At 41.4% G+C, this 25,874-nt stretch carries 26 protein-coding genes and 1 other RNA gene; 10 read left to right on the top strand and 17 right to left on the bottom strand.

Annotated elements, in window-relative coordinates:
* The first annotated feature begins 65 nt into the window (after positions 1-65).
* Positions 66-1,364, top strand: coding sequence for a peptidoglycan DD-metalloendopeptidase family protein (locus A923_RS0107935; protein ID WP_017221136.1), 1,299 nt, complete (start codon positions 66-68; stop codon positions 1,362-1,364).
* Between the two features lie 27 nt (positions 1,365-1,391).
* Positions 1,392-2,564 carry an anhydro-N-acetylmuramic acid kinase gene (locus A923_RS0107930; protein WP_017221135.1) on the top strand — a complete coding sequence of 391 codons (1,173 nt, stop codon included), beginning with the start codon at positions 1,392-1,394 and terminating at the stop codon, positions 2,562-2,564.
* A gap of 134 nt (positions 2,565-2,698) precedes the next feature.
* Here the strand turns inward: A923_RS0107930 and grpE are convergent, their stop codons facing one another.
* Positions 2,699-3,349 (bottom strand): nucleotide exchange factor GrpE, encoded by a 651-nt coding sequence (grpE, locus tag A923_RS0107925; protein WP_017221134.1) that lies wholly within the window; start codon positions 3,347-3,349, stop codon positions 2,699-2,701.
* 258 nt (positions 3,350-3,607) lie between these two features.
* Here grpE and nadK point away from each other — a divergent pair, with 258 nt between their 5' ends.
* The 3 genes from nadK to A923_RS0107910 all read left to right on the top strand — a co-directional run bounded on the left by nadK (position 3,608) and on the right by A923_RS0107910 (position 6,890).
* Positions 3,608-4,489 (top strand): NAD(+) kinase, encoded by an 882-nt coding sequence (gene nadK / locus A923_RS0107920; RefSeq protein WP_017221133.1) that lies wholly within the window; start codon positions 3,608-3,610, stop codon positions 4,487-4,489.
* A gap of 228 nt (positions 4,490-4,717) precedes the next feature.
* Positions 4,718-6,379 carry a DNA repair protein RecN gene (gene recN / locus A923_RS0107915; RefSeq protein WP_017221132.1) on the top strand — a complete coding sequence of 554 codons (1,662 nt, stop codon included), beginning with the start codon at positions 4,718-4,720 and terminating at the stop codon, positions 6,377-6,379.
* A 154-nt stretch (positions 6,380-6,533) separates the two neighbouring features.
* Positions 6,534-6,890, top strand: a complete 357-nt coding sequence (locus A923_RS0107910) for an outer membrane protein assembly factor BamE (RefSeq protein ID WP_017221131.1) — start codon at positions 6,534-6,536, stop codon at positions 6,888-6,890.
* Positions 6,891-7,005: 115 nt separating this feature from the next.
* On the opposite strand, the gene A923_RS0107905 is transcribed toward A923_RS0107910, so the two are convergent.
* Both A923_RS0107905 and A923_RS0107900 read right to left on the bottom strand, forming a co-directional pair.
* Positions 7,006-7,335: an RnfH family protein gene (locus tag A923_RS0107905; protein WP_017221130.1), complete on the bottom strand. Its 330-nt coding sequence runs from the start codon at positions 7,333-7,335 to the stop codon at positions 7,006-7,008.
* Entirely contained in the window at positions 7,316-7,759 is a 444-nt protein-coding gene (locus A923_RS0107900) for an SRPBCC family protein (protein WP_017221129.1), read from the bottom strand. Before A923_RS0107900 ends, A923_RS0107905 begins: the two co-directional genes overlap by 20 nt.
* 220 nt (positions 7,760-7,979) lie before the next feature.
* Between A923_RS0107900 and smpB the strand changes: the two genes are divergently transcribed.
* From smpB to A923_RS0107885, 4 genes are all read left to right on the top strand, one after another.
* Positions 7,980-8,459 carry an SsrA-binding protein SmpB gene (gene smpB, locus A923_RS0107895; RefSeq protein ID WP_017221128.1) on the top strand — a complete coding sequence of 160 codons (480 nt, stop codon included), beginning with the start codon at positions 7,980-7,982 and terminating at the stop codon, positions 8,457-8,459.
* 41 nt (positions 8,460-8,500) lie between these two features.
* Positions 8,501-8,859, top strand: a transfer-messenger RNA (tmRNA) gene (gene ssrA / locus A923_RS22745).
* A 128-nt stretch (positions 8,860-8,987) separates the two neighbouring features.
* The gene (locus A923_RS0107890) at positions 8,988-9,188 is read left to right on the top strand and encodes a hypothetical protein (protein ID WP_237716187.1); all 201 of its coding nucleotides are present in this window, start codon (positions 8,988-8,990) and stop codon (positions 9,186-9,188) included.
* A gap of 19 nt (positions 9,189-9,207) precedes the next feature.
* Positions 9,208-9,510 carry a hypothetical protein gene (locus tag A923_RS0107885; protein WP_017221126.1) on the top strand — a complete coding sequence of 101 codons (303 nt, stop codon included), beginning with the start codon at positions 9,208-9,210 and terminating at the stop codon, positions 9,508-9,510.
* A 148-nt stretch (positions 9,511-9,658) separates the two neighbouring features.
* Here A923_RS0107885 and A923_RS0107880 read toward each other — a convergent pair whose 3' ends face one another.
* The 8 genes from A923_RS0107880 to rbsD all read right to left on the bottom strand — a co-directional run bounded on the left by A923_RS0107880 (position 9,659) and on the right by rbsD (position 17,579).
* On the bottom strand, positions 9,659-10,624 hold the full coding sequence (locus A923_RS0107880) for a porin (protein ID WP_017221125.1): 966 nt from the start codon (positions 10,622-10,624) through the stop codon (positions 9,659-9,661).
* A 296-nt stretch (positions 10,625-10,920) separates the two neighbouring features.
* The gene (locus A923_RS0107875; protein WP_017221124.1) at positions 10,921-11,223 is read right to left on the bottom strand and encodes a hypothetical protein; all 303 of its coding nucleotides are present in this window, start codon (positions 11,221-11,223) and stop codon (positions 10,921-10,923) included.
* Positions 11,224-11,373: 150 nt separating this feature from the next.
* On the bottom strand, positions 11,374-12,378 hold the full coding sequence (locus tag A923_RS0107870; protein WP_017221123.1) for a substrate-binding domain-containing protein: 1,005 nt from the start codon (positions 12,376-12,378) through the stop codon (positions 11,374-11,376).
* Between the two features lie 100 nt (positions 12,379-12,478).
* A complete protein-coding gene (rbsK, locus tag A923_RS0107865; protein ID WP_017221122.1) occupies positions 12,479-13,399 on the bottom strand; it encodes a ribokinase in 921 nt (306 codons plus the stop codon).
* Positions 13,400-13,547: 148 nt separating this feature from the next.
* A complete protein-coding gene (gene rbsB / locus A923_RS0107860; protein WP_017221121.1) occupies positions 13,548-14,426 on the bottom strand; it encodes a ribose ABC transporter substrate-binding protein RbsB in 879 nt (292 codons plus the stop codon).
* A 115-nt stretch (positions 14,427-14,541) separates the two neighbouring features.
* A complete protein-coding gene (gene rbsC, locus A923_RS0107855; protein ID WP_017221120.1) occupies positions 14,542-15,576 on the bottom strand; it encodes a ribose ABC transporter permease in 1,035 nt (344 codons plus the stop codon).
* Entirely contained in the window at positions 15,573-17,078 is a 1,506-nt protein-coding gene (gene rbsA / locus A923_RS0107850; RefSeq protein WP_017221119.1) for a ribose ABC transporter ATP-binding protein RbsA, read from the bottom strand. The genes rbsC and rbsA overlap by 4 nt, the downstream gene beginning before the upstream one ends.
* Before the next feature lie 81 nt (positions 17,079-17,159).
* Positions 17,160-17,579: a D-ribose pyranase gene (rbsD, locus tag A923_RS0107845; protein ID WP_017221118.1), complete on the bottom strand. Its 420-nt coding sequence runs from the start codon at positions 17,577-17,579 to the stop codon at positions 17,160-17,162.
* A 361-nt stretch (positions 17,580-17,940) separates the two neighbouring features.
* On the opposite strand from rbsD, the gene A923_RS0107840 reads away from it, so the two are divergent.
* Positions 17,941-18,405 (top strand): DUF1097 domain-containing protein, encoded by a 465-nt coding sequence (locus A923_RS0107840; protein WP_017221117.1) that lies wholly within the window; start codon positions 17,941-17,943, stop codon positions 18,403-18,405.
* 473 nt (positions 18,406-18,878) lie between these two features.
* Here A923_RS0107840 and A923_RS0107835 read toward each other — a convergent pair whose 3' ends face one another.
* The 6 genes from A923_RS0107835 to oppB all read right to left on the bottom strand — a co-directional run bounded on the left by A923_RS0107835 (position 18,879) and on the right by oppB (position 25,872).
* Positions 18,879-19,685, bottom strand: coding sequence for a nucleoside-specific channel-forming Tsx family protein (locus A923_RS0107835; protein ID WP_017221116.1), 807 nt, complete (start codon positions 19,683-19,685; stop codon positions 18,879-18,881).
* 421 nt (positions 19,686-20,106) lie between these two features.
* Positions 20,107-21,756 carry a bifunctional UDP-sugar hydrolase/5'-nucleotidase UshA gene (ushA, locus tag A923_RS0107830; RefSeq protein ID WP_017221115.1) on the bottom strand — a complete coding sequence of 550 codons (1,650 nt, stop codon included), beginning with the start codon at positions 21,754-21,756 and terminating at the stop codon, positions 20,107-20,109.
* A 122-nt stretch (positions 21,757-21,878) separates the two neighbouring features.
* On the bottom strand, positions 21,879-22,958 hold the full coding sequence (oppF, locus tag A923_RS0107825) for a murein tripeptide/oligopeptide ABC transporter ATP binding protein OppF (protein WP_017221114.1): 1,080 nt from the start codon (positions 22,956-22,958) through the stop codon (positions 21,879-21,881).
* Entirely contained in the window at positions 22,958-23,923 is a 966-nt protein-coding gene (gene oppD, locus A923_RS0107820) for an ABC transporter ATP-binding protein (RefSeq protein ID WP_017221113.1), read from the bottom strand. Before oppD ends, oppF begins: the two co-directional genes overlap by 1 nt.
* Before the next feature lie 115 nt (positions 23,924-24,038).
* Complete coding sequence (gene oppC, locus A923_RS0107815) at positions 24,039-24,941, bottom strand: oligopeptide ABC transporter permease OppC (RefSeq protein ID WP_017221112.1); 903 nt, start codon at positions 24,939-24,941, stop codon at positions 24,039-24,041.
* A gap of 10 nt (positions 24,942-24,951) precedes the next feature.
* Entirely contained in the window at positions 24,952-25,872 is a 921-nt protein-coding gene (oppB, locus tag A923_RS0107810; RefSeq protein WP_017221111.1) for an oligopeptide ABC transporter permease OppB, read from the bottom strand.
* Positions 25,873-25,874: the final 2 nt, after the last annotated feature.

Here is a 25,874-nt window from a genome sequence, read left to right as displayed (position 1 = left end):
ACAGGCCTTAAGATTTGTTAGAATATGTGACTTATTTTTATATTCTCACAAGGTAGTGCGTTCTTATGTCATTCGGTAACCGTTTTAAGCAATTACCAAAACAGCACCGAACCTTCATTGTCATTATCTTGGGTTTGATCCTTACCTTGCTGTTTCTCCCTGTATCCACCAGCGCACCGCAATCTTCAGATGCTGAAGCGTTCTATATTTATCAGGTTGGTGATCGTTACAGTTTAAAATTACCGACGATCGTCTCGACGGCAAACAAGCCCGTTAAAACCCTATTAACCAGTGAAGAGATCATCGTTAGATCTGGCGATAACTTGTCATTAATCGGTAAACGTGGGCATTTATCAGCCAAAACCATCTATGAAATAGACCGATTATCCTCAGCAAAACGCTTACGCAGTATTTATCCTGGACAAAAACTAACCATCACCACCAATGATGCAGGCCAGTTTATCGCGCTTTTTTACCCTTATAGCGCAACAGAATCTTTATATATCAATAAGACCAGTGATGGTTACGATACCAAGACCGTTAAAAATAAGGTTGAAGTACGCGAGCAATTTGCCCGCGCGGATATCACCAGTAACTTCTGGAATGCTGGGGCAAAAGCCGGTATGCCCGCAAAACAAATCATGAACTTAGCCACAATATTTGGTTGGGATATCGATTTCGCTTTGGACATTCGTGCAGGCGACAGTTTTGCCGTCATTTATGAAGAGCAATTTATTGATGGTGACTTTGTTTCTACGGGACATATTTTAGCCGCCGAATTTATTAACCAGGGTGATAAGTTCCAAGCCGTCCGCAATAGTGATGGCAGTTATTATACGCCGTCAGGACGCTCGATGCGTAAAGCCTTCTTACGTGCGCCCGTCAACTTTAAATATATCAGTTCGAGCTTTAATCGTAATCGCCGCCATCCCGTTACCGGTAAAGTGCGTGCCCATAATGGCATTGATTATGCCGCAAAAACCGGTACGCCGATTGTCTCAGCGGGTGACGGTAAAGTCATTGCATCAGCTTATAATCGCTTTAACGGTAATTACGTCTTTATTAAACATAACACCAATATTGTCACTAAATATCTGCACATGAATAAGCGTAGTGTCAAACAAGGACAACGTGTTAAGCAGAATCAGAAGATTGGTACGGTTGGTGCGACAGGCCGTGTTACCGGTGCCCATTTACACTATGAATTCTTGGTTAATGGTAAGCACAAAAATCCGAAAACAGTGTCACTACCAAAAGCAGATTCATTACGTGGTAATGAGAAAACCAAGTTTGTCTCGAAAGCAAAAGGTATCATTGAGCAGCTGGAAAACAACGCGAAATTATACAGCTCAATCGAGCTATAAAATACACAACAGGTGTAGGAAGCGACAATGCGAAACAAACGTGAGTTATATATCGGCCTGATGTCTGGCACCAGTATTGACGGTATTGATGCGGCGTTGGTCGCATTTGAAGATGGCAAGTGTCAGTTGCTGGCTCAGCATTTACAGCCAATGCCAACGACACTGACCGCGAAACTGCATCAATTATGTCGCCCACACAATGATGAGATAACCGCGCTTGCAACCCTGGAGCAACCGCTTGCTCAAGCCTTTGCACTTGCTTGTCAGCAGTTACTGGCTAAAACACCTTATACAGCCAGTGATGTAACAGCCATTGGTTCTCACGGCCAAACCATACGTCATCATCCCGAGCACGGTTTCACCTTACAAATTGGTGATGCTAATATCCTTGCTGCGTTAACCAACATTGATACCGTTGCAGACTTTAGACGCAAAGATATGGCGCTTGGTGGTCAAGGTGCACCTTTAGTCCCCGCGTTCCATCAAGCCGTGTTTCAACACCCAACACTCAATCGCGCAATTATTAACATTGGCGGTTTGGCCAACATCACTTACTTACCCAGCTTAGAACAAGATAAACCTGTTATTGGCTATGATACCGGCCCCGGTAATACCCTACTTGATACTTGGTTTACGACAAAAAACAAAAGTACAAAAGGCTATGACGAAAATGGGCAATGGGCGAAGTCCGGCGTTATTATCCAGCCTTTATTAAGCTTATTATTACAGCACCCCTATTTTGCGCTGCTCCCGCCTAAAAGCACTGGCCGAGAATTATTTAACTTAGCCTGGTTGCAGTCTTATTTAGATAGCGATGTAGATAATACGCGTCAAATATATTCAGATGCCAACGTACAGCGCACATTAACCCGCTTCACAGCGGTATCTATTGCGAATGAAGTGACTAAATTGCAGAAAGCCAGTACGCTTAATAACGGTAATACTCTTGATAAAAATACTGAAGTCTATATTTGTGGTGGCGGCGCTGCGAATCCATTACTGATGGCGGATTTAGCCCAGCTCTTACCGCATAGTCCAGTAATGACGACAGCCGAGATTGGTATTGATCCCGATTGGGTGGAAGCCATTGCGTTCGCTTGGCTAGCCAAACAACATATGCATAAGCAGCCGGGTAATCTACCGGCAGTCACAGGGGCTAGTCGTACAGCGATTCTAGGTGCGTTTTATCCTGCGGGTTAATAGCAATATCGACTAAATTATAGATAAAAAAATAGAGCCAAACGGCTCTATTTTCACAACTGTGCCATCACTATTGATATAACAGCTATTGATACAACAACTATTAATACAACAATGGCTTGCTACATTAGCAATTAAGCTTGTGTATCAATTGTTGGTGTCGCTGCTGGTGCTGCTTTAGAGATCATCACCATTGCAGGTCGAATTAGACGACCGTTTAGCTCATAACCTTTTTGCATAACAGTAATCACTGTATTTGGCGCAACGTCTGCACTTTCAATCATGCTCATCGCTTGATGTAATTCAGGATTAAACGGTTCGCCTTCAGGATTAACCGGCTTAACACCAAATTTAACTAACGCAGATTCCAGTGATTTAGCCGTTAGCTCAATACCTTCAATCAGTGGTACAAGTGCTTCATTTGATTTGTCAGCATGTTGTAGACCACGTTCCATGTTATCAATAACAGGCAGTAGTTCATTTGCAAATTTTTCTAACGCGAATTTCTTTGCTTTATCAACATCAATCGCAGCACGGCGACGAATGTTATCAGCGTCAGCTTTAGCGCGTAATGCAGCATCTTTAAATTCAGCTGCTGATGCTTTTGCTTTTGCAAGTTCAGCTTCTAGTGCAGCGATGCGTGCAACAGACTCATCAACTTCTACAGCTACTTCTTCAACTGTTACGTCTTCAGCTGTAACACCTTCAATGACAGGCTGTGCTTCTGTTACTAACTGTTCTTCAACTTGCTTTTCAGCCTGTACTTTTTGATCTTCGCTGCTCATTACTTTCTCCGACATTCAATTCAGCATACTTTATATAAGTACACTATATTACAATTAAGGGTTTATACCGAAATATAATGGGGATCCTAACACGAGATTCAAGTCAAATTCATATCTAGTTATCCTCCAGCGCAAAATAGTGCAAAAACATAAGCTAATTTGCTCACTCGGGGCTATATATATATCGTCTTTATACTTTGAATCTTGAAGTCGCTTAAGTATATACTGAATCTATACTTAATTAGTGGAATCAAGGCAATGAAGAGAGAGTTCAAAACCATCGGGTTAATCGGCAAACCTAAACACCCAGAAACAACTAAAACCCTTATTGCCCTACACAATTTTTTAACCAAACATAAATATAACGTGATAGTGGATAGCCGAGTGTCCCAAGATCTGGGTATGGCAGAAGTTGTATCACGCCCATTGATGAATTTAGGCGAAGAAGCCGACCTCGCCGTCGTTGTTGGCGGTGACGGTAACATGTTAGGTGCTGGCCGCGTATTATCGCGTTTTGATATTGCCGTTATCGGGGTTAACCGCGGTAATTTAGGCTTTTTGACCGATCTTGATCCTGAAGCCTTCGACGAGCATTTACTGGGGGTATTAAAAGGTGAGTACATCTCGGAAAAACGTATTTTATTAAATACCTCGATTTCTCGCTACGGTATGTTAAAAGCAACCAACCTTGCTTTTAATGAAACAATCTTACATCCAGGTAAGATCCCAGCCATGATCGAGTTTGAAGTCTATATCGATGATAGCTTTATGCTCAGTCAACGTGCCGATGGCTTATTGGTATCAACACCAACTGGTTCAACCGCCTATTCATTGTCTGCAGGTGGCCCGATTGTATCGCCAAATTTAGAAGCGATAACTTTAATGGCCATGTTCCCCCATACTCTTTCGAGTCGTCCCATTGTGATTAGTGCCAATAGTACGGTTCGCTTAGTGGTGTCACCGAATAATGAAGAGAATATGATGGTCAGTTGTGATGGTCACGTGCACATAGGTGTACTGCCAGGTGATGAAATTATCATCAAACGTGATAAAAACCACCTGCATTTGATCCACCCAAAAAGCTATGATTATTTTAAAGTGTTACGTGAAAAATTAGGTTGGGGCAGTAAATTATTTTAACCTCTGCTCGCTAACGGTAAGGCTTAGCCCCAGTTAAGCCTTACTTCTCACCAACTTTTCCTTATTTCACGCTTACCGCAGCCTTATTCCACTCTTACCTTAATATGGCCCTAATCTAGATCACAAATCAAAAATAAACACGACTTATAAAAGCAAAGTATTTACAGTTATAGGCTTGCGCATATATACTGTATATAAACCCAGCCTGATAAAATAAACAGGATACGCATGCTAACGCAACTCACTATTCATAATTTTGCTATCGTTAAATTTTTAGAACTTGAACTGAAGTCGGGAATGACTACCGTAACGGGTGAAACCGGTGCCGGTAAATCAATTGCGATTGACGCATTAGGCCTTGCTTTAGGTTCTCGTGCAGATGCCAGTACTGTGCGCCCCGGTGAAAAGAAAGCCGAAATAAGCGCTATTTTTACCGTTGAAGCAAGTTCTCTCGCCTACAAGTGGCTAGTCGAGCACGAATTGAATAATGAAGATGAATGTATCCTGCGTCGTATTATCACCGCAGAAGGTCGATCTAAAGGTTATATCAATGGTATCCCAGTACCATTACAACAACTTAAATCACTGTCTCAGTTCTTGGTTCAGGTACATGGTCAACACGCCCACCAAACCTTGCTAAAGCCTGAAATTCAATTAGCGATCCTCGATGGTTATGCCAGCCATACCAAATTACAAACCAACGTGCGGGATAGTTATCGCTTTTGGCATAATCTTGCCAATGAAGAAAAGAAGCTATTACAGAATCAGCAACAGCGAGCTGCCCGTCAGCAGCTATTACAATACCAAGTATCAGAACTCGATGAATTTGGCCTTGCAGATGGTGAATACAATCAAATTGAAGCTGAACATAGATTACTCGCAAACAGCACTGAGTTAGTAGAAGAATGCATGAGCAGTGCCGATACTTTGTATGAAAATGAAGACAACACTATCTGCAGCATGTTGCAAGTCGTTACCCATCGATTAGAAAACTTGCTCGACATGGACCCGAAATTAAAATCCATCACCGATACCTTGCAAGAAGCCGTAGTGCTGGTAGAAGAAGCCGGTAATGAACTACGCAGCTATACGGATAATCTAGAGCGCGATCCGCAGCAATTTGAATACCTCGATGAACGTTTAGGTAAAGCCTTAGAACTTGCGCGTAAACACCAAGTGCCCGCCGCTCAACTGGCAAGCCACCATCACATGCTAAAATCTGAATTAGATAATATTGCTGGTGATGATGAGCGCATTGAGACCATCAAGCTAGAGTTGCAAGAATCACAAGTGAAGTATCATCAACAATCAGAAAAATTATCCCTTAGCCGTCAAAAATACGCTAAACAGTTAAATAAGCTGATCACAGCCAGTATGCATGAACTGAGCATGGAAAATGGTTGTTTCGAGATCACGCTTGAAAACGATGGACAAAAAGCGCCAAACCCACAAGGTTTAGACAATATTAACTTTTTAGTTTCAACCAACCCGGGTCAACCATTACAGCCACTGGGTAAAGTAGCATCGGGTGGTGAATTATCACGTATCAGCTTAGCTATCCAAGTTATTACTGCGCAGAAGATCTCAACCCCTACATTGATTTTTGATGAAGTCGATGTGGGTATTTCAGGACAAACGGCCTCAATTGTCGGCAAGCTATTACGTCAATTAGGTGATAAAACCCAAGTTATGTGTGTCACCCATTTACCGCAAGTGGCATCAAAAGGCCATCAACAAATGTATGTGAGTAAAACTACCGACGGTAAAACCACTGAAACTTGTATGATTGCCTTAAGTCAGGAAATGCGTATTGAAGAGTTAGCCCGATTACTGGGTGGTGATAAGATCACCGCATCAAGCCTAAATAATGCGGCCGAAATGTTAGTTTAACCTCGCACAATCAACATAATGCGGGGAACTAATCTCTGCATTTAACTTCTAATCAGCGTATCGTTAAGTAAGTCGGTGAAATACACCGATTTACTTCACTCGCCAGCCGAGTTATTATTTACCTTTCTATATGGACTTAATTAGCAAAATACTTATGCGCTTAAAACACTTACTTATTGCAGGCTTGGCTATCTTTAGTTTATCGGGCTGCTCAATTCTAGAAAAACTGGTTTATAAAATTGATATCCCACAGGGTAACTATGTTGAGGATAACCAAGTAGACAAATTACGTGTTGATATGACAAAAGAGCAAGTCACGTTTGTACTTGGTAGCCCAATGCTGGTTGATTCATTCGATCATGATGTGTGGAATTACTTATATCACTTCAAAACGGGTCGTGGTGTCGTCACCAGTAAACAGCTGGTATTAACGTTTGCAGGTGATAACTTGAAAACCGTGGTTGGTGATTATCCACTCAACCCTGACTTTTCAACACCGCTCGGTCAATAGCGTTAAGTTGCTAGATAAGCGCGATTTGTAAGTTAAATTGATAAGTTAGAAGGATAGGTATAAGCAAAAAAATCACAATCTGCACGAGATTGTGATTTTTAATATGCCAATGTTATTACTTTATTTTTTGACCGGTCTTTTCGTGCAGTCGCCCTTCTTCTTTGGCTTTTCCTGCTCTGCGCTTGCGCATTTCTTTTGGATCGGCAGTTAACGGTCGGTATATTTCAACCCGCTCACCGTCTGCGACTACAGTATCTAGTTTGATTAAACGGCTGTAGATACCAATTTTATTCACCGTAAATTCTATCTCTGGATATTTAATTAATATCCCAGACGCTGCAATCACTTGCTGTGCTGTCGCACCTTGGTCTACGCTAACCTTAAAGGTAATTTGTTCTTTCGGTAATGCATAAATCACTTCAACATTAATTTTGGTCGACACCATAAACCTCTTTTGCACGATCTGTAAAAGACTGCACCATGTTATTCACTAAATCAGAGAAAATACGGCCAAACGCCACTTCCACTAACTTACTGCTAAACACAAACTCTAAATCGAGTGTTACTTTACACGCTGTTGCATCTAATGCTTTAAACGTCCAACCACCGGTCAATTTTTTAAATGGACCATCTACTAGATCCATTTTCACTTGTTGTCCTGGTATCAGGGTATTTCTGGTGGTAAAGGTTTTGCTAATACCGGCTTTGGCAACATCAACCGCTGCCGTCATTTGGTTATCATGCTCATCTAAAATACGTGTACCAGTACAACCTGGTAAGAAATTTGGGTATGCATCAACATCGTTTACTAAATTAAACATTTGGTCAGCGCTATACATTAACAGTGCGCTGCGCGTTATCCGTGGCATACATGTCCCTATCTTCAAACTATAATCTAAAAATCAAATCGTTTACTAAAGGCTCAATATCACTCTACCATTAGTAATAAGCAGGCAACTTTAGCATTTATCTAGCTAAAATTCATTTGTTATTCCGCGCAAAGCAAGACAAGTACTAGGATAAAATGCGATTTTGTTATAATATTTATAACATTAAATTCCGTCAATGATGGGTGCATAAAGATAAATTATGGCTAAGAACAAACCAAAAAACAGCGAAAACACCATAGCGAGAAATAAAACCGCTAGTTTCGAATATAAAATCGAAGACCGCTTGGAAGCTGGATTAGAACTCCAAGGTTGGGAAGTTAAATCATTACGCGCAGGTAAAGTAAATATTACCGAGAGTTATGTGTTTATTAAAAACGGTGAAGCGTTTATGTCTGGTGCGCAGATCATGCCACTCGACGCAGCATCGACACACGTAGTTTGCAACCCGACTCGAATTCGTAAGTTGTTATTAAACAAACGTGAATTAGAAGTACTAGCAAGTAAGGTTGAGCGTCAAGGTTACACGATTGTCGCCACCTCTATGTACTGGAAACAGGCTTGGGTGAAAGTTAATATTGGCCTTGCTAAGGGTAAAAAAGAGCACGATAAACGTTCAGATGTGAAAGATCGAGAATGGAAAATAGACAAAGAACGAATGATGAAGCACAAAGTTCGTTAATTTGTTGCAATTCCAAACTAAAGGCGTAGAATTTTAGTTCTGGGGTCGATTTAGGATTCGACGAGATTCACGAAACCCTAGGTGCATGTCGAGGGGCGGTTGGCCTCGTAAAAAGCCGCACTGTTATAGTTGCAAACGACTCTAACCACACTCTAGCAGCTTAGGCTCGCTAGCCATCATTTAGAACCCTGCTTGAGGGTCCCTAATATTGTATGGTCATTAAATATCAAGATCGTGTGGACTCTTCGCTCGTAGAGAAAGCACTAAACACAATCGAGCACGCTTTTGTTCGGCCTGTCACTCGGCTTAATAAAAAGTTAAATTAATAGAGATGACTAAACATGTAGTACCGCGGATGTAGGTTTTTCGGACGGGGGTTCAACTCCCCCCGACTCCACCAAACGCAAGTTAGAACGGCACCCTCCTAAGTGTCGCAGCCCATTGAATGGTTTGATTCAATGGGCTTTTCTTTATCTGCAGTTTGATGAAATGGATTTTAAACCATTGATTTTAAAGGATGGAATTGATATGAGCATGAACAAAATAATACCAGTAATTTTCATTTGTCTATCGATTCAAGCTTGTAGCGGTGTCGGCGATAAATTAAAATCGGATGATCCATCGATACTTGGCGCACCGAAAGCAGAAAAAAAACAAGAAAAGAATGGCCTCCTTGCCATTACAGAATTCATGGCAGTAATGACGCTGCTAAAAACCCAAGTAGACTAAACGATAGTATTAGGTGTTTATGAGATTTTTACCGTTAATTATATTCATCTGCTTGTTGAATCAAGGTTGTAGCACCAACGCCAACCTGCCAATGAACCAACCAAGCAGTAATATCCAATCTTTTGCACCTGCCAGCATTGAAGATGCAACAGCAGAACAACCAATTAGCGTTGATGACCTGGATATCGATAAGCAAAAGACAGAGACAGAAACTAAAGACGAAGTGTTAGAAGAACCAAAAACAGGCAATGTTGATGGTGATATTAAAAACATGTCGGACACGAGCGACTTTATGCCAGAACAAAAGTCTTACTGGATGTAAGTTGTCACAAATATAAAAAAGCCCATTGAATCGCGTATTCAATGGGCTTTTTGCTTTGTATCGATTAACCAACACCCAAGATCTAAAAAGCCTCCAAACGAGGAGGCTTTTACTAACTTCACTAAGCTATAATATTAACTGGCTAAGATTAGAAAGAGTAACGAGCACCAACGATGAATTCGTCTGCGTTAACGTCATTCTTACGATCAGCAGAAATATCTGAACCTAATGCAATTTTATAGCCTGCGTATGCAGCTACATCACCAATATAACGGCCATATTCAAATGCTACGAAGTTAACATCTTGACCTTGATCGTCGCCATCAAATTGTAGATAGTTATATGAAACACTTACTTTATTTTCGCCAAAGCCATAAGATGCAAATGCATCAACAGCATTGAAATCTTCATTGTTTACAGAACCTTTTTGTACTAGACCTGAAACTAAAACTCCAGCATTAGTATAGCGAGCACCAAGCATGTATACATCTGATGAATCTGTATCGCCCACAGCGGTTTCTGTTGCTGCATAACCAGCACTTACTTCAACACTTGGTAGCAATTTATAAGCAACCATAGCACCGCCGCCTTGTGCATTCTCTTGTAAGTTAGCAGAAGCGTTAAATGTTAAATCACCTTTAACTACGCTATAAAGCACTGTATCTTCAGAACGGTCACCGCTTGCTGAAAATTCTTCGTTTGTGTAACCACTGTAAACTTCAGCTACATCGGTAAAGTTAGTTAGATATGTAACAGCATTATCTTGTGTACCGTATGTTAATGTACCGTGCGCAGTTTCAACACCAACATATGCATAACGAAGGTTATTAGCAACACTAGTATCACCACCATTACTAGAACCATCATCCTTTTTTTCTTGTGTAAATTCATATTCAAATTTACCAACAGCAGTTAAAGCTTCATTAATTTCATGCTTACCTTGACCACCGAAACGAACACGTGATTTATCATTGAAATCACTATCAGTAAGCGCGCCTCTTGCTTCTACACGACCACCAAAAGAAAAATCGTCAGTGTTGATATTTGCAGCCAGTGTAGGCATAGATACGATTGCAGCCAGAGTAAGAGATAATGCTTTATTTATGTTGTTCATGAACAGTTCCATTTTGCTTGAGTTGATAATGATGTTGATGTTGATATCCCAATATGTTTAAATCGCAGATTAAGGCCAAATTTATACACACAGAGGACCATAAACATTTTTATCATACTTAATTGTAGATAGTAAGTTTATTCTACTGTAATTACGATACTTTACCTTGATCACTGTCAGTGTATTAGTTAGCTGAATAAGACTTAAGCAGCAAATACACTCTACGAACAACTTCAAATTCCATATAATAATCTATTTCACTGTAATTAATAACGTAAATACAACATAAGTTGAGTCTAATATTGGTCTACACGTCCCATCTGCTTCGTCGTAATCTCAGTTAATTTCCCGTGTTTAAATGTGAACTGCACATCAAATTGACCACCAACAGACGCATTCAAAATATAATGATTACGTCCAATCTGCTCCGACGATTTTTCTTTGCTGATCAATGTCATCACTTCTGCATATTGCATTTCAATACCGCTAATCAATAACCCTCCACCGCTAAGACGAAAGAAGTCCTCAGCTTTGGCATAAGATAGTGACGAAAAAGACAGTAACGTGACACACATTAATCCGAGATACTTTAATTGCATAAACTCACCTTAAGTTCACTAAATGTAATCAATACATAGCATGTTAAATACCAGCGATGAGTCGTCATGCATTGTTTTGTTACAGACACAAAAAAGCCTACTGAGTATTTATCTCAATAGGCTTTCTTTATGATCTGTAATTCACAGGCACTAATTCAATGCTTTAACGCTATCTCGCTCAACCAAGGTAGGCTCTAATTCGATGATCTGATTAATTTCAGACTTGTTGTTAATTTTTTCGAGCAACATATCCACTGCTTTTTGCCCTAAACGATGTTTAGGCTGGTGAATAGTGGTTAATGACGGGGTAATGTATTTCGCCAACTTAATGTCATCGTAACCAATAATAGACAGATCTTGCGGTACCGAGATACCCAGCTTACTGGCGCTATTAATCACGCTCATCGCCATCATGTCATTGCAGACAAAGAGCGCTGTTGGTAATGGACCATTGGCAACCATTTCAGCAAAGGCTTTTTCTCCACCTTCACATTCAAAGTTACCCGCGGTCACCCAGTTCGGATTTATCGCCAAACCCGCTTCTTCCATTGCTTGGGTAAAACCAGCAAAACGTTGCTGTGCAGTTAGCTTATCTAATACACCGGTAATACAGCCAATGTCAGTATGGCCTTTAGCAATCAAATGCTGAGTAGCCATATAACCACCACGATGGGAGTTATCTTGGATCTTATCGCACGAAAAATTAGTTGGGCCCCAATCCATCACCACTGTCGGTACTGGTTTATGACGTTCAAACAGATTAAAACCTTGGCTTTCAACTTCACTGCACATCAACATGAGTCCATCGACACGCTTCTGTAACAACGTATCAAGGTTGGCGTGCATACGGGCTATATCACCTTCGGTATTACAGAGAATAAGCGTATAACCATGTTCATAGCAACGGCGCTCAACACCTTTCAATACTTCACCAAAGAAGGGATTGGTTGAGGTGGTGACTAACATACCAAAGGTTTTGGTATTCTGGACTTTAAGACTACGTGCTAATGCCGACGGTGCATAACGCAACTCATCAACCGCGGTTTTTACCCGCGCAGACACATCTTCACTAACATAGCGTGTATTGTTTAATACATGACTCACCGTTGACGTGGATACGCCCGCATGTCTTGCTACGTCTTTAATTGTTGCCATTGGCTAATATTGTCCATCATCTTGTATAAAGAAATTAGAAGGTTATTAAATAAAAAATTGTGTAAATAAGGCAGCGCAATACTCGCTACCAGTCCTTACGCTAATCTTGTAACGCTAAAAACGCTGTAACTTCCGCTTTGCTTGGGATCGATGTTTGCGCACCAACACGGGTAACAGAAATTGCAGCGGCTGCATGGGCAAAAATAATCGCGTCATCTAATGCTAACCCAGCTTGCAGGCCAGCTAACAGTCCACCATTAAACGTATCACCTGCCGCGGTGGTATCAACAGCTTCAACACGGAAACCTTTTACTTGTTTACCCGTGCCAGCCTTGCTGATCCATACGCCTTGACTGCCTAACGTGATCATCACTTCGCTAATGCCTTTAGCATGCAATACATCCGCAGCGACTTGCGCCGATGCCATATCTGTTACTTTAATCGCCGTCAACAATTCCGCTTCGGTCTCATTGGGGGTGATCAAGTCAACCAGCGATAATAATTCATCTGTTAATGGCTGTGCAGGTGCAGGATTTAATACTACACGTGTTCCCGCTTGTTTAGCTATTCTAGCGGCTTGGGTGATAGTTGCAATCGGTGTTTCTAATTGCATCAATAGTGTATCAGCTTGCGTGATTAATTCACGGTGTGGCGCTAGACGCTCTGGGGTTAAACAAGCGTTGGCTTCAGCCGAGATACAAATGCTATTTTCACCGGTTGCTGCCACTTGGATCATGGCGATACCGGTTGGCGTACCTTGTTCCGTCATGACCGCTTGGGTATTAATACCGTCACGGTCAAATTCGATAATCATATTCGATCCAAAGCTGTCATCACCAACACAAGCGATAAACGCAATTTCAGCACCTAAACGTGCAGCGGCAACAGCCTGATTCGCACCTTTACCGCCAGGGATCACAGCATAGCTATGCCCGAGTAACGTTTCGCCTGGACGCGGGAAAGAAGCCACTTGTAAAACATGATCAGCGTTGACGCTGCCTAACACAACTAACTTATTCATAAAGAAGCCTTAATACTTGTAACTGGAGAGAATAAAACATGACTTAATCGCACGATAGTTAATGCACATACTATTAAGTCATATTTTTCATATGTTGAATTGAAAAATAGGCAGAGGATAACGACGCGCGCTATCCCCTGCTACATTATTACTTGGTGATAACTTTAAGTGGTACCGCGATACTTTTTTCTACCGGTAAACCTTTAAGTACTTTATCAGCAGCTTCAACACCCAGCGCACCGATTAATCCAGGTTGCTGTGCAATAGTCGCGCCTAAAATACCGCGATTAACCGCAGCGATACCGTCTTTAGTACCATCAAAGCCAACGATTAATACGTCTTTACCCGATGCTTGCACAGCGCGTAATGCACCTAATGCCATTTCATCGTTTTGCGCGAATACAGCTTGTACATCAGGGTTAGCAGCAAGCATGTTTTCCATTACGTTAAGACCTTTAGTACGGTCAAAATCAGCTGGTTGACTAGCGAGCAGATCCATCTTGTTTTTATCAACAGCTTGCATGAAGCCTTGACCACGTTCACGTGCTGCAGAAGTACCAGCGATGCCTTCTAACTGAATAACTTTGGCATTAGCGCCAATCGTATCAGTGATATATTGACCGGCCATTTCGCCACCAGCTACGTTATCAGAGGCAATGTGACTCACGACTTTACCGCGACTTGCACCACGATCGAGTGTTAATACCGGAATACCAGCACGGTTAGCCATACGGATAGCATTTGATACGGCATCTGAATCAGTTGGGTTGATCAGAATCGCTTTCACGCCACGTACTGTTAGATCTTCAACGTTCGATAATTCTTTGCTTGGATCATTTTGCGAGTCCAACACAATTAATTTATAACCTAAAGCTTCAGCTTTATCTTCCGCCCCTTCTTTCATTGTCACGAAGAAAGGGTTGTTTAGCGTCGATACGACCATGGCAATAGAATCTTGCGCCATCACAGTTGCACTAAAAGATGCTGAAACGAGAGCAGCAGAGATCAAGGTTGCTAATTTTTTCATTACATATACCTTCTGTTAGTTCTGCTGCCTCGATAGGGTATGAGGTTCACAGGTTTTGTTATGATTATTTATCGTGTTTTACTATTTTTGTTATTATTCTTGTCTTTATTTCGGTCTATTTCTTTTTCGTTTCGACTAATACTGCAAGTAATATAACTACAGCTTTAGCAATCATTTGGAAATATGAAGATACATCCAATAGGTTTAAGGCGTTATTCAAGAAACCGATAATCAATGCACCAATTAACGTGCCCATAATACGGCCTTTACCACCAGCAAGACTGGTACCACCGACAACTACCGCAGCAATCGCATCTAACTCATAACCCATACCAGCTGTTGGTTGCGCAGATGAAAGACGTGAAGTCACAATAAGACCCGCTAATGCAGCTAGTACACCACAAATCGCATACACACCAATTTTCACTTTATCTACGTTAATACCTGATAGACGTGTCGCCGCTTCATTACCACCAAGCGCATAAACATAACGACCAAAGCGTGTGTGGTTGAGTAAGTACCATACCGATGCAAACACAATAACCATTAACCAGATTGGCACTGGCACACCTAATAAGTAACCCGTACCGATCCACGAGAAGCTATCCGCAACATCAGTAAAACCAGTTGAAATGGGGCGACCGTCAGTATAAACCATCGTCACACCGCGTAATAATGTCATGGTAACCAGTGTAGCGATAAAGGCTTGCACCTTACCTTTGGCGATAATAATACCGCTCATGGCACCCAATGCTGCACCCGCAAACAATGCCACAGGTACGGCAATCATCACAGACACTTCCATGGCGATTAAAGACGCTGCAAAAGCACCACAGAGGGCTAATACCGAGCCAACACCTAAATCAATACCACCAGTTAAAATAACCAAGGTCATGCCCACAGCAATAATCGCGCTCACTGATGTTTGACGTAATATGTTTAAAATATTGCCCATGGTGAAAAAGTGCGGGTTCAAGAAGGACACCACCACAATCAACAAAATTAAGGCAATTAATGATTTTTGTTCAAAAAGCCATTCTTTGGTAAAGAATTTTTGGGTTAAAGTTTTCGTCATAACATCACCGGTTACATTATTGTTGGAATTAGAGTTCGAGTTCGCATTGCTATTCGCTGCTTGGTTCTGGCTCATAGCACTGCCTCATTGATTTTTTTGCCAACGGCACACGCCATCAGTTTTTCTTGATTCGCGTCTGCAGCCATAAACTCACCGCTGATCCGACCTTCGTGCATCACTAAAATACGATCGCTCATGCCCAACACTTCCGGCATTTCTGACGACACTAAAATGATACTCATGCCTTCGGCTTTGAATTGATTGATTAACTGGTAGATCTCTTTTTTAGCGCCAACATCCACACCGCGGGTTGGTTCATCTAAAATAAGTACTTTCGGACGAGTCATCAAGCCTTTGGCAATCGCTACTTTCTGTTGGTTACCACCAGACAAGTTACCAATTATTTGATCGCGACTCGGGGTTTTAACATTAAACTGACGCATGAAGTCTTCTACTGCGGTTGCTTCTTTAGCGTGGTCTAATTGTAGACCTTTCGATAAGGCGTCTAACGCACACAAAGACATGTTTTCTTTCACTGACAACCCAAGAATAAGACCATCGCCTTTACGATCCTCAGAGATATAGGCAATACCATTAGCCAGGCCATCACGCGGGGTGATCGGACTCACCACTTTGTCATCGAGAATAACATCGCCTGACTGGCGTGGTAGCGCGCCATAAATCGCTTTCATTAATTCGGTTCGGCCTGCGCCCATTAAGCCTGAGATACCTAAGATCTCACCATGGTCTAACGTGAAGCTGACATCACGTACACCCGGTGCCACTATGTTTTCAACTTCCAAACATAAGGTGCCGTGTTTAGCATCGATACGCGGATAAATTTCGTCAAGACGGCGGCCGACCATCTTTTCAATCAAGCCATCTTCATCAATATCGGTCACTGCAATTTCTGCAATAAATTTACCATCACGCAGTACGGTAATATCATCACAGATTTCAAAAATTTCTTTTAAGCGATGCGAGATATAAACGATACCGCAGCCTTCATTACGCAGTTCGTTAATCACTTTAAATAATGATTTAGTTTCGCTCTCCGTTAAGGCATCGGTCGGTTCATCCATCACAATCACTTGCGATTTAAATGACAACGCTTTGGCGATCTCCACCATTTGCTGTTCACCTAAACTCAGTTCACCCAATAACTGACGCGAACTGTGTTTTACATTTAAGCGTTGTAGCAATGCATCGGCATCAGCAAACATTTGCGTCCATTTAATACCGCCAAACGCATTCGTTGTCTCGCGACCTAAATAAATATTTTCAGCAATCGTTAACTCAGGGATCAAGTTTAGTTCTTGATGAATGATACTGATACCGACTTCTTGGGAATGACGTGGACCATCAAATGTCACATCACTACCTTGATAGTTGATAGACCCTTTGTCCATGTGATAGATACCCGTAAGTACCTTCATCAACGTCGATTTACCGGCACCATTTTCGCCCAGTAATGCCATTACTTTACCTGGGTATACATTCAAACAGGCATTATCCAATGCTTTCACACCTGGAAATGATTTTTCGATACCACTGAGTTTTAAAATTGCTTGCGTCATGTCAGTTCCTACTTTATTCCGCATAAATAGCTGTTATTACGTTTGCTTTAATCAATACACTGCTGAATGAAAACAGCCGCGTTAAAACACCACGCCCGATTGAAAAATTACATTCGCATAAGGGGTGCATTCACCGGTACGCACAACTGCTTTACTTTGCTCTGTTCGTTGCTTAAATGCTTCGTGACTAATATAAGTGATTGCGATTGTTTTATTGGTTAGCTGTTCTTCATGTTTAATCACAGCAAGTAAGGCGCTATGTAATTCAGGGCTAACGCCTGCAAATTCTTTTGCCAGTATGATGCCTTCAATTTGCATCTCGCCCAGTATCGCTGTAACCGTGGCGATGAATGTTGGTACACCCGGAATAAGCGCAAGATCGATACGCTGCGTTGACGCGGGAACCGGTAAACCAGCATCACAAATGGTGATCTCGTTGGTATGTCCAAGCGTTGCAACTAAATAAGATAAGTCTGCGTTGATAAGTGCATTTTTCTTCATGGGTCACGCCTTACAAGGTGAAAATAACTAAATCTGAGTGTTCAATATTCAATTCATCGAAACGTTTGCGCAAACGTTTCGATGAATTGAATATAGTTTAAAATGAAGATAATTCTAGTACTGAAGTATAAAAATGCGAGTTAGATCTAACAACGGATGGATTGGTTTCACTTGAAATTGAGGTGTAATCCTTACGAAGCAACTACTTATATCAGAAGTAATGGAGCTGGTTATATTTTCGCCATAACATTTTAATATCATGGCTATTTTAATATCATATTTACGATCGAGTTCAAGTTTTCAGCTTTAATAATACTGTAATTTAACCACTAATATTATTTGTATATAATAGAGCTAAAAAATGAATAATCGTTATCAAGTAGCAATTTCAGCAGGTCTACTTGCTGCGCTATGGTGTGGTATAGCCGATACGTTTCATCTGGTTACCTGGATAGGTTTTTTAAGTTGCAGCACTTACTTTGCGCAACCCAAAGCTGGATTTCAAGGCGTATTAATGGCCTGGTTCACTAATTTATCTGGGGTATTTTGGGCTTGGTTGGCGATCACTGGCAGTGGCTTGGTTGATACGCCGCTATTAGGCTATCTACTCACAGGTATCGTCACCAGCATGATGTGCTTACAAGCCAGTTATAGCAAACTCGCCTTTATCCCAGGTGCTTTTATTGGCTGCTGTATTACCTTTGCCATGGCCGGTGATGTACATGCTATTATTCCACCATTACTGCTTGGTGGCTTACTCGGTTACGGCATGACCCAATTAACAGCCTTGCTCGTTAGTTTTAAAACCACGCCGCAGCACGCTTAAACGCGACTTTCCTCTACGTTGTTTACGCAATCTGCGGCGCTACAATAAGAGCTAGATGAAGATGACACTGGCTCTTTAGTCTTAACTATACCTCCCCCCGTTCTTAACTGCATAAAGATCATCGTATACTCCTACTTTAATTTACCTTACCAAATCAGCCCAACTCGCAATCATGCTATATAGACGTTTTCTATCACTAACAACAGCATCACTAAGGCTCAGCTTATTAAGTTATATAGTTAAGTTACATAGATAAGCACATCATAGAACACATGATTTAAATGGCTTCAAGGGGATGGAAATCATACAGAAGAAAATGATTTTTATAGGGCTGTAGGATTAGATAATATCAAATCGATAGTGAGACGAATTTAAGGAGTGACTTACAGAGTAGCACTAGGAAAGGTATAACTTGAAGGGAACTTGGAGCCACGCGAGAGGTGACTCCACAAACTTAAACTAAGATTAAGTTCTTAGAATTTGTAAGTTGCAGCGAAGTAATGAGCAAAGCCACTACCTACACTTGATTTGATTGTATAAATATCATTATACGCTTTCAAACCATAACCAACTGAGTAACGATCTGAATGCCAATAGATGCCATTGTACATCGCACCACCGCTACTTACATTAGTCGCGCTTGATTCAGCACCAAACTGGTAATCAATGTAACCTTGGTAAGATATGAAGCTGCCATTATCAAAATTAATCACAGGTTTAAACCAGTTCATCGAGAATTGGTAACCGTTCCAATCAGTTGCATTCACATCGTATAAACCGTAAAGGTTCATACCAACTTTACCTAACCAAGGTACCATCACATCTGAACCTAGACCAACGAATGCGTTATTAGTATCCTCGCCAATCGGACCGCCACCCCAGTTAAATAATGTAGCTACGTATAGTTCTTGAACTGGACCAAAAGATAAGTCTTTACCTGTCATGCCATCAAGTGAAAAGCGTGGTGCAAGTTTCATATATAACTTGCTTGCGCCATCATTTTTATCTGAACTACTAGAGTTTTTATTTGTTAGGTTAAATACATCAACATAACCGTATAAATCGACAACCCCTGAACGGCCGCCGAATTCCATTTCTAAATAGTCATGCTTTTTGCTATCAGAATCGCTTGGTTTTTCACCAACAACATACATTAAGTTGAACTGAGACCATTTGTAATCATTCTTGTGGATATCATCAGAATAATCAGCCGCAAACGCGTTGCAAGAAAGAGCAGCAAGAGTTGTTGCAGCTAATGCTGCATTTTTAATGTTTTTCATCATTACTTCCATTTTATGGTGCACAGCTCTGTATGAGTCAGCGCTATTTTTTATGGCGCGAGTGTATCGCGATTACGAAAAAGTTCAATAATGATAGGGTGAAATTAGAGTTAGATGTCTAAAAGTGTGATCAAACACAAACTTCCAATCAATATCTACTTCATAGTACTTTCACTCAAAACTTTGACGTTTACTAGTTGTTCGTATCGAATAATTACTCAAATTGAGTGGTTGCCATTTTAACTTGAAAACTTGCTGTAAATCGCATGGTTAGCTCACACAAATCGTTATAGCTATTTATTTTTAAGGCGCACGATGAATAATAAAAACAACACAAAAAAAGCTAATAAACACTGTTTATTAGCTTTTTTTAATAACCTTATTTTATAGCATCACGCTATAGCAAAACTACATAGCAATATTATTTATAAACCATTTTATTTTTTGGCTCGAAATCAGCAACGTTAATCGGTGAGTTAGCTTCGATGTATTCTTTCAGTACTTCAGCATCCACATAACCTGTGTTAACAAAGGTTGAATGCATCGATATTTTTGGATAACCATCACCACCCGCGGCGTTAAACGATGGGATCGTGAAACGATATGACTTAGCTAAATCAATCGCGTTACCTGTAATCACCACGTTAGACACTTGGCCGTTTGTAACTGTCATCGAGATACCAGCAAATTGTGCGAATGCACCAGAGTCTTTCTGCATCGTGCCAACGACGTTTAAGTAATCCATTACCTCGCTACCCGTCATATCAACATAAGTAATAATATTGCCAAACGGTTGTACCGTTAATACATCTTTATATGTAATATCACCAGCCTCGATAGACGCACGTACACCACCTGAATTCATAATACCGAAATCAGCTTTAGCGCGTTCCATGTGTGCAGTAGCAATTAAACGGCCTAGATTAGTTTGGTTGTTACGCACCACGTCACGGTCACCTTGCAACAAACCATTAGAGTAACCAATCTTGATATTTAACGCGCTTTGGCCTTTTTCTTGGAATGGTTTTAATGTTGCAAGCACTGTTGGATCTTGTGCAATCTCGTCTTGGATTAACACACGTGTTTTCTTACCATCAACTTTGATTTTTTGCTTTAAGTTAACCGGAATAAGGTTGTAAGACGCCAGTGTAAATTCACCATTCTTGAAGGTGTAATCCGCACGTCCTACGTATTTACCCCATTCGTGTGCTTGTACAATGTCAGTGCCGTTTTGCACATCTGGCGTACAGCTTTGCCCTGGTTTGAAGTTTGCGTATTCAGCGCCTTCCATACACACAGGTTCTTGCGAGTGACCGCCGACGATCATATCTAAATCGCCTTCATTCAGGTAACGCGCTAACTGCACATCGCCCGGTGCATTGGAACCATTATCACCGTTTAGGTAATGGCCCATGTGCGTTGCAGCAATAATCACATCTGGATTTTCTGTTGCTTTCAATTCAGCAATGATTGCTTTAGCTTCCACTTTCGGATCGCGGAATTCTAATGCACTGATAAATTCAGGATTACCAATCTTGGCCGTATCTTCTGTCGTTAGACCGATAACAGCGATCTTGATACCGTCTTTATTAAAGATTTTGTAAGCGTCGAACATGCGTTCGCCATCTTTATAGATATTGGCAGAAATAAACGGGAAGTTTGCCCAACCTTCTTGTTTAGCTAGTACGTCTAGTGAATTATCAAACTCATGATTACCTAATGTCATCGCATCATAACCAATCATATTCATGCCAATGAAATCTGGTTCAGCATCTTGCAGATCTGATTCAGGTACACCGGTATTAATATCACCACCAGATAATAGTAGTACAGAGCCACCTTCAGACTTTACTTCAGCGCGGATGCTATTGATAAGGGTTGCACGTGCAGCCATACCACGTTCACCGTATTTGTTCTGCCAGAAATTGCCGTGGTTATCATTGGTGTGTAGGATCGTCAGATTATATTCTTTATCTTGTGTCCATTCGTGCTGAGGTTGTTGATCTGCTGTAGCGCAACCTGTTGCAATAGCAATGGTTAAAGCAGAAAGTGCTATGTTTTTAAGTTTCATATAATTATCCGTAATCAGAGGAGCGAGACAAAAAAATACCCATCAACACATTGCTGACAGGTATAGAATATTATAACTATTTTATATTATAAGGCTGTTAATCAACTCATCCAGCCAAAGGTCTAAGCTACGAGCAAACAAGCTACAGCATGTTCGTCATCACCGGCTAACGTCGGTTTAGTCTCTGCACAAGCAGCTGTCGCTACCGGGCAACGTGTACGGAATACACAACCCGATGGCGGATTAAGTGGTGAAGGTAAATCACCTTCCAGCATTTCAATTTTTTTCTGACGCTCGAGTATCGGATCAGGGATCGGCACGGCAGACATCAAGGCTTTGGTGTACGGATGTTTAGGCTCGGCGAACAAGGCTTTTGACTCACCCAGTTCCACTGCATTACCCAGATACATCACTAATACACGATCGGAAATGTGTTTCACAATCGATAAATCATGGGCAATAAAGATCAGGCTTAAACCCAGTTCTTTTTGCAATGATTGTAATAAGTTAACTACCTGCGCTTGAATCGATACGTCCAATGCCGATACCGGTTCATCACAAATAATCATCTTAGGTTTCAAAATAAGTGCACGGGCAATACCAATACGCTGACACTGGCCGCCTGAGAACTCATGCGGGTAACGGTTGATCACGTTTGGTAGTAAACCTACCTTGGTCATCATGTCCTTCACCTGTTCTTTTACTTCCTCTTTAGTAAGACGAGGGAAGAAAGTACGTAGCGGCTCAGCAATAATATCACCCACCGTCATACGCGGATTAAGCGACGCTAACGGATCTTGGAAAATCATTTGAATTTCTTTGCGTTTTTCACGCATTTCATTGTGCGGTAAACGCGTCAAATCTTGACCTAACCACACCACATTACCGGCAGCAGCTGGCACTAAGCCAATAAGTGCACGAGCAAAGGTTGATTTACCACAACCTGATTCCCCTACTACACCCAGCGTTTCGCCTTCGTATAGCTTAATACTCACACCATCAACCGCTTTCAGTGGTAGTGATGGCGCCCAAGGCCATAATGACTTTGACGGAATATCAAACTGAACTTTAAGGTTGTTCACTTCTAATAACAGTTCTTTTTTTACTGCTTGTACAGCAACTTGAACTTGTTGTGTTGCTACACCTTGCTTCTCGGGTACAGCGTGCTCTGTTGCTACTTGTTGTTTTTCAATAACTGTCATTACCATGTCCCCTGGTCTGAGAAGCAGGCACGTAAACGGTCGCCAGCAAATGGGAGTAATTGTGGTGGTGCTTGCGTGCAACTATCTTGTGCACGATGACAACGTTCGTGATACGCACACCCTTTTGGCAGGGATAACATATTCGGTGGATTTCCCGGAATAGTCGGTAAAATATCACCTTCAGAATCTAAACGTGGAATCGACTTAAGCAGCCCTTCTGTATAAGGGTGGCTTGGTGTATAGAAGATGTCATTCACCTTGCCATACTCCATCGTACGACCCGCATACATCACTAATACTTTGTCACAACTACCAGCAACCACACCTAAATCATGGGTAATCATAATAATCGCGGTATTAAACTTGTCTTTTAATTCATTCAACAACTGCATGATCTGCGCTTGAATGGTTACGTCCAATGCCGTTGTTGGTTCGTCAGCAATCAGCAATTTAGGGCGACATAATAACGCCATCGCAATCATTACACGTTGACGCATGCCACCCGAGAATTCATGTGGGTACATGTTAATACGTAGACGCGCTTCTGGGATCTTTACCGATTCCAGCATGAATACAGATTCTTCAAACGCTTCTTTACGTGACATACCTTTATGATGAATAAGCACTTCCATCATCTGTTCACTGACCTTCATGTAAGGGTTCAATGAGGTCATCGGGTCTTGGAAAATCATCGCAATTTGTTCTGCACGCACATGGTTAAGTTCTTTTTCCGGTAAATTTAAAATCTCTTTACCTTCGAACTTGGCACTACCAGTAATAATACCGTTTTTTGCCAGCAATCCCATGATCGCAAATACGGTCTGAGATTTACCCGAACCAGATTCGCCAACAATACCCAGCGTTTCACCTGGGCTTAGAGAGAAATTTAAATCATTAACCGCCGTTACATTACCGTCTTGGGTAGTAAACTCAACCCGTAGGTCTTTAACATCTAGTAAACTCATTCTGACATCCTTAATCTTGTTCTAGCGCTACATCTAACTGTGTAGTCAGCAATATATTTTACGCTAGAATGGCTTAAATTAGGTTCTGCTCACTTTAAGCCATTCTATTTAGCAATTATCTGTCTTTTGGATCAAGCGCGTCACGTAGACCATCACCGACATAGTTAAAGCAAAACAGAGTGACAACCATGAACAGCGCTGGGAAACCTAATTGCCAGATAGCCAGTTCCATCGTTTGTGCACCTTCTTGCAATAACGCGCCCCAACTAGTCATAGGCTCTTGCACGCCTAAACCAAGGAAGCTAAGAAAAGATTCAGTTAAAATCATGCTTGGAATAAGCAACGTTGAGTACACGGCAACAATACCTAATACATTCGGCACAATGTGACGCGTAATAATGCCCCACTTGCTCACGCCACAAACATGTGCTGCTTCGATGAACTCTTTACCACGTAAGCTTAATGTTTGGCCACGGACAATACGTGCCATGTCTAACCATGCAATAGCACCAATCGCCACAAAAATTAAGATAATGTCACGACCAAAGAAAGTCACTAATACGATAACCAGGAACATGAACGGAATCGCGTAAAGGATCTCTAGGATACGCATCATTACACGGTCAGTTTTGCCGCCAATAAAGCCAGATGCAGCGCCATATAAAGTACCGATAAGCACTGCAACAAATGCGCCCATCACACCAACCATCATCGAAATACGACCACCAATAAAGGTACGTACAAATAAATCACGGCCTAAACTATCAGTACCAAACCAATGGTCCACTGATGGCGGCGCATGCATCGCATACCAATCGGTATCATCGAATGCATATTGACTGAACATCGGCACGAAGATTACTGACAGTGTGATCAAAAATAAGATGAATAAACTGACCATTGCCGCTTTATTACGCATAAATCGAATACGCGCATCCTGCCACAAACTACGGCCTTCAATCTCTAAATTTGTCGAGAAGTTGTTTAACGCTTCGACTTTTGCTGTTTTAGATAACATACCTAATCCCTTAGTAACGAATTTTCGGATCAACATAAGCAAGTAGAATATCGACTACTGCATTGAATAAGATAAACAAGAATCCGATGAGGATCGTGACACCCATAACCAAAGAGTAATCTCGGTTAAATGCCGCGTTTACAAACAGCTTACCAATCCCTGGTAAACCAAAAATTGTTTCAATCACCACTGAACCGGTGATGATACCAACGAAAGCAGGACCCATATATGAAACCACAGGTAACATCGCTGGTTTCAATGCATGTTTCATTACTATGTATGGGAAACTCAAGCCTTTCGAACGCGCAGTACGAATAAAGTTACTATTCATGGTTTCAATCATGCTACCGCGGGTAATACGCGCGAAAGTAGCAACATATAACATCGACATGCCTAATACCGGTAAAACCATGTATTTCAGCGAACCATCTAACCAACCACCAGCAGGGAACCAGCCAAGATCAATCGAAAATAAGTAAATAAGCGCGGGTGCGAGTACAAAAGAAGGTAATACGACCCCGATCATGGCGGTGGACATAATACTGTAGTCTAACCACGTATTTTGATTTAAAGCAGCTATGGTGCCGACAAAAACGCCGAATACCAGTGCGAATACAAACGCGAAAGCACCAATTTTTGCTGATACCGGTAATGCCGAAGCAACCAGCTCATTTACGGTAAAATCTTTGTATTTAAAGGAAGGACCTAAGTCACCTTGAATGACATTGGTAAGGTATGTTACGTATTGCTCAAGTACTGGCTTGTCTAAACCATACTTAGCATTAATATTTGCCATCACTTGTGGCGGCAGTGTTTTCTCACTTGAGAATGGGCTACCAGGGGCGAAGCGCATAAGGAAAAAAGACACGGTGATCAATACCAGCATGGTCGGTATTGCTTCTAGAATTCGTTTTAAGATGAATTTAAGCATAA

Origin of the sequence: Moritella dasanensis ArB 0140 (assembly GCF_000276805.1) — a bacterium.
Lineage (GTDB): Bacteria > Pseudomonadota > Gammaproteobacteria > Enterobacterales > Moritellaceae > Moritella > Moritella dasanensis.
The sequence above is the reverse complement of the archived record's forward strand: the minus strand, read 5'-3'. Positions and strand labels throughout refer to the sequence as shown.

Coding starts and splice junctions, on each gene's coding strand:
- A923_RS0107935 (WP_017221136.1), top strand. CDS start 66: ATGTCATTCGGTAACCGTTTTAAGCAATTACCAAAACAGCACCGAACC.
- A923_RS0107930 (WP_017221135.1), top strand. CDS start 1,392: ATGCGAAACAAACGTGAGTTATATATCGGCCTGATGTCTGGCACCAGT.
- grpE (WP_017221134.1), bottom strand. CDS start 3,349: ATGAGCAGCGAAGATCAAAAAGTACAGGCTGAAAAGCAAGTTGAAGAA.
- nadK (WP_017221133.1), top strand. CDS start 3,608: ATGAAGAGAGAGTTCAAAACCATCGGGTTAATCGGCAAACCTAAACAC.
- recN (WP_017221132.1), top strand. CDS start 4,718: ATGCTAACGCAACTCACTATTCATAATTTTGCTATCGTTAAATTTTTA.
- A923_RS0107910 (WP_017221131.1), top strand. CDS start 6,534: ATGCGCTTAAAACACTTACTTATTGCAGGCTTGGCTATCTTTAGTTTA.
- A923_RS0107905 (WP_017221130.1), bottom strand. CDS start 7,335: ATGGTGTCGACCAAAATTAATGTTGAAGTGATTTATGCATTACCGAAA.
- A923_RS0107900 (WP_017221129.1), bottom strand. CDS start 7,759: ATGCCACGGATAACGCGCAGCGCACTGTTAATGTATAGCGCTGACCAA.
- smpB (WP_017221128.1), top strand. CDS start 7,980: ATGGCTAAGAACAAACCAAAAAACAGCGAAAACACCATAGCGAGAAAT.
- A923_RS0107890 (WP_237716187.1), top strand. CDS start 8,988: ATGAGCATGAACAAAATAATACCAGTAATTTTCATTTGTCTATCGATT.
- A923_RS0107885 (WP_017221126.1), top strand. CDS start 9,208: ATGAGATTTTTACCGTTAATTATATTCATCTGCTTGTTGAATCAAGGT.
- A923_RS0107880 (WP_017221125.1), bottom strand. CDS start 10,624: ATGAACAACATAAATAAAGCATTATCTCTTACTCTGGCTGCAATCGTA.
- A923_RS0107875 (WP_017221124.1), bottom strand. CDS start 11,223: ATGCAATTAAAGTATCTCGGATTAATGTGTGTCACGTTACTGTCTTTT.
- A923_RS0107870 (WP_017221123.1), bottom strand. CDS start 12,378: ATGGCAACAATTAAAGACGTAGCAAGACATGCGGGCGTATCCACGTCA.
- rbsK (WP_017221122.1), bottom strand. CDS start 13,399: ATGAATAAGTTAGTTGTGTTAGGCAGCGTCAACGCTGATCATGTTTTA.
- rbsB (WP_017221121.1), bottom strand. CDS start 14,426: ATGAAAAAATTAGCAACCTTGATCTCTGCTGCTCTCGTTTCAGCATCT.
- rbsC (WP_017221120.1), bottom strand. CDS start 15,576: ATGAGCCAGAACCAAGCAGCGAATAGCAATGCGAACTCGAACTCTAAT.
- rbsA (WP_017221119.1), bottom strand. CDS start 17,078: ATGACGCAAGCAATTTTAAAACTCAGTGGTATCGAAAAATCATTTCCA.
- rbsD (WP_017221118.1), bottom strand. CDS start 17,579: ATGAAGAAAAATGCACTTATCAACGCAGACTTATCTTATTTAGTTGCA.
- A923_RS0107840 (WP_017221117.1), top strand. CDS start 17,941: ATGAATAATCGTTATCAAGTAGCAATTTCAGCAGGTCTACTTGCTGCG.
- A923_RS0107835 (WP_017221116.1), bottom strand. CDS start 19,685: ATGAAAAACATTAAAAATGCAGCATTAGCTGCAACAACTCTTGCTGCT.
- ushA (WP_017221115.1), bottom strand. CDS start 21,756: ATGAAACTTAAAAACATAGCACTTTCTGCTTTAACCATTGCTATTGCA.
- oppF (WP_017221114.1), bottom strand. CDS start 22,958: ATGACAGTTATTGAAAAACAACAAGTAGCAACAGAGCACGCTGTACCC.
- oppD (WP_017221113.1), bottom strand. CDS start 23,923: ATGAGTTTACTAGATGTTAAAGACCTACGGGTTGAGTTTACTACCCAA.
- oppC (WP_017221112.1), bottom strand. CDS start 24,941: ATGTTATCTAAAACAGCAAAAGTCGAAGCGTTAAACAACTTCTCGACA.
- oppB (WP_017221111.1), bottom strand. CDS start 25,872: ATGCTTAAATTCATCTTAAAACGAATTCTAGAAGCAATACCGACCATG.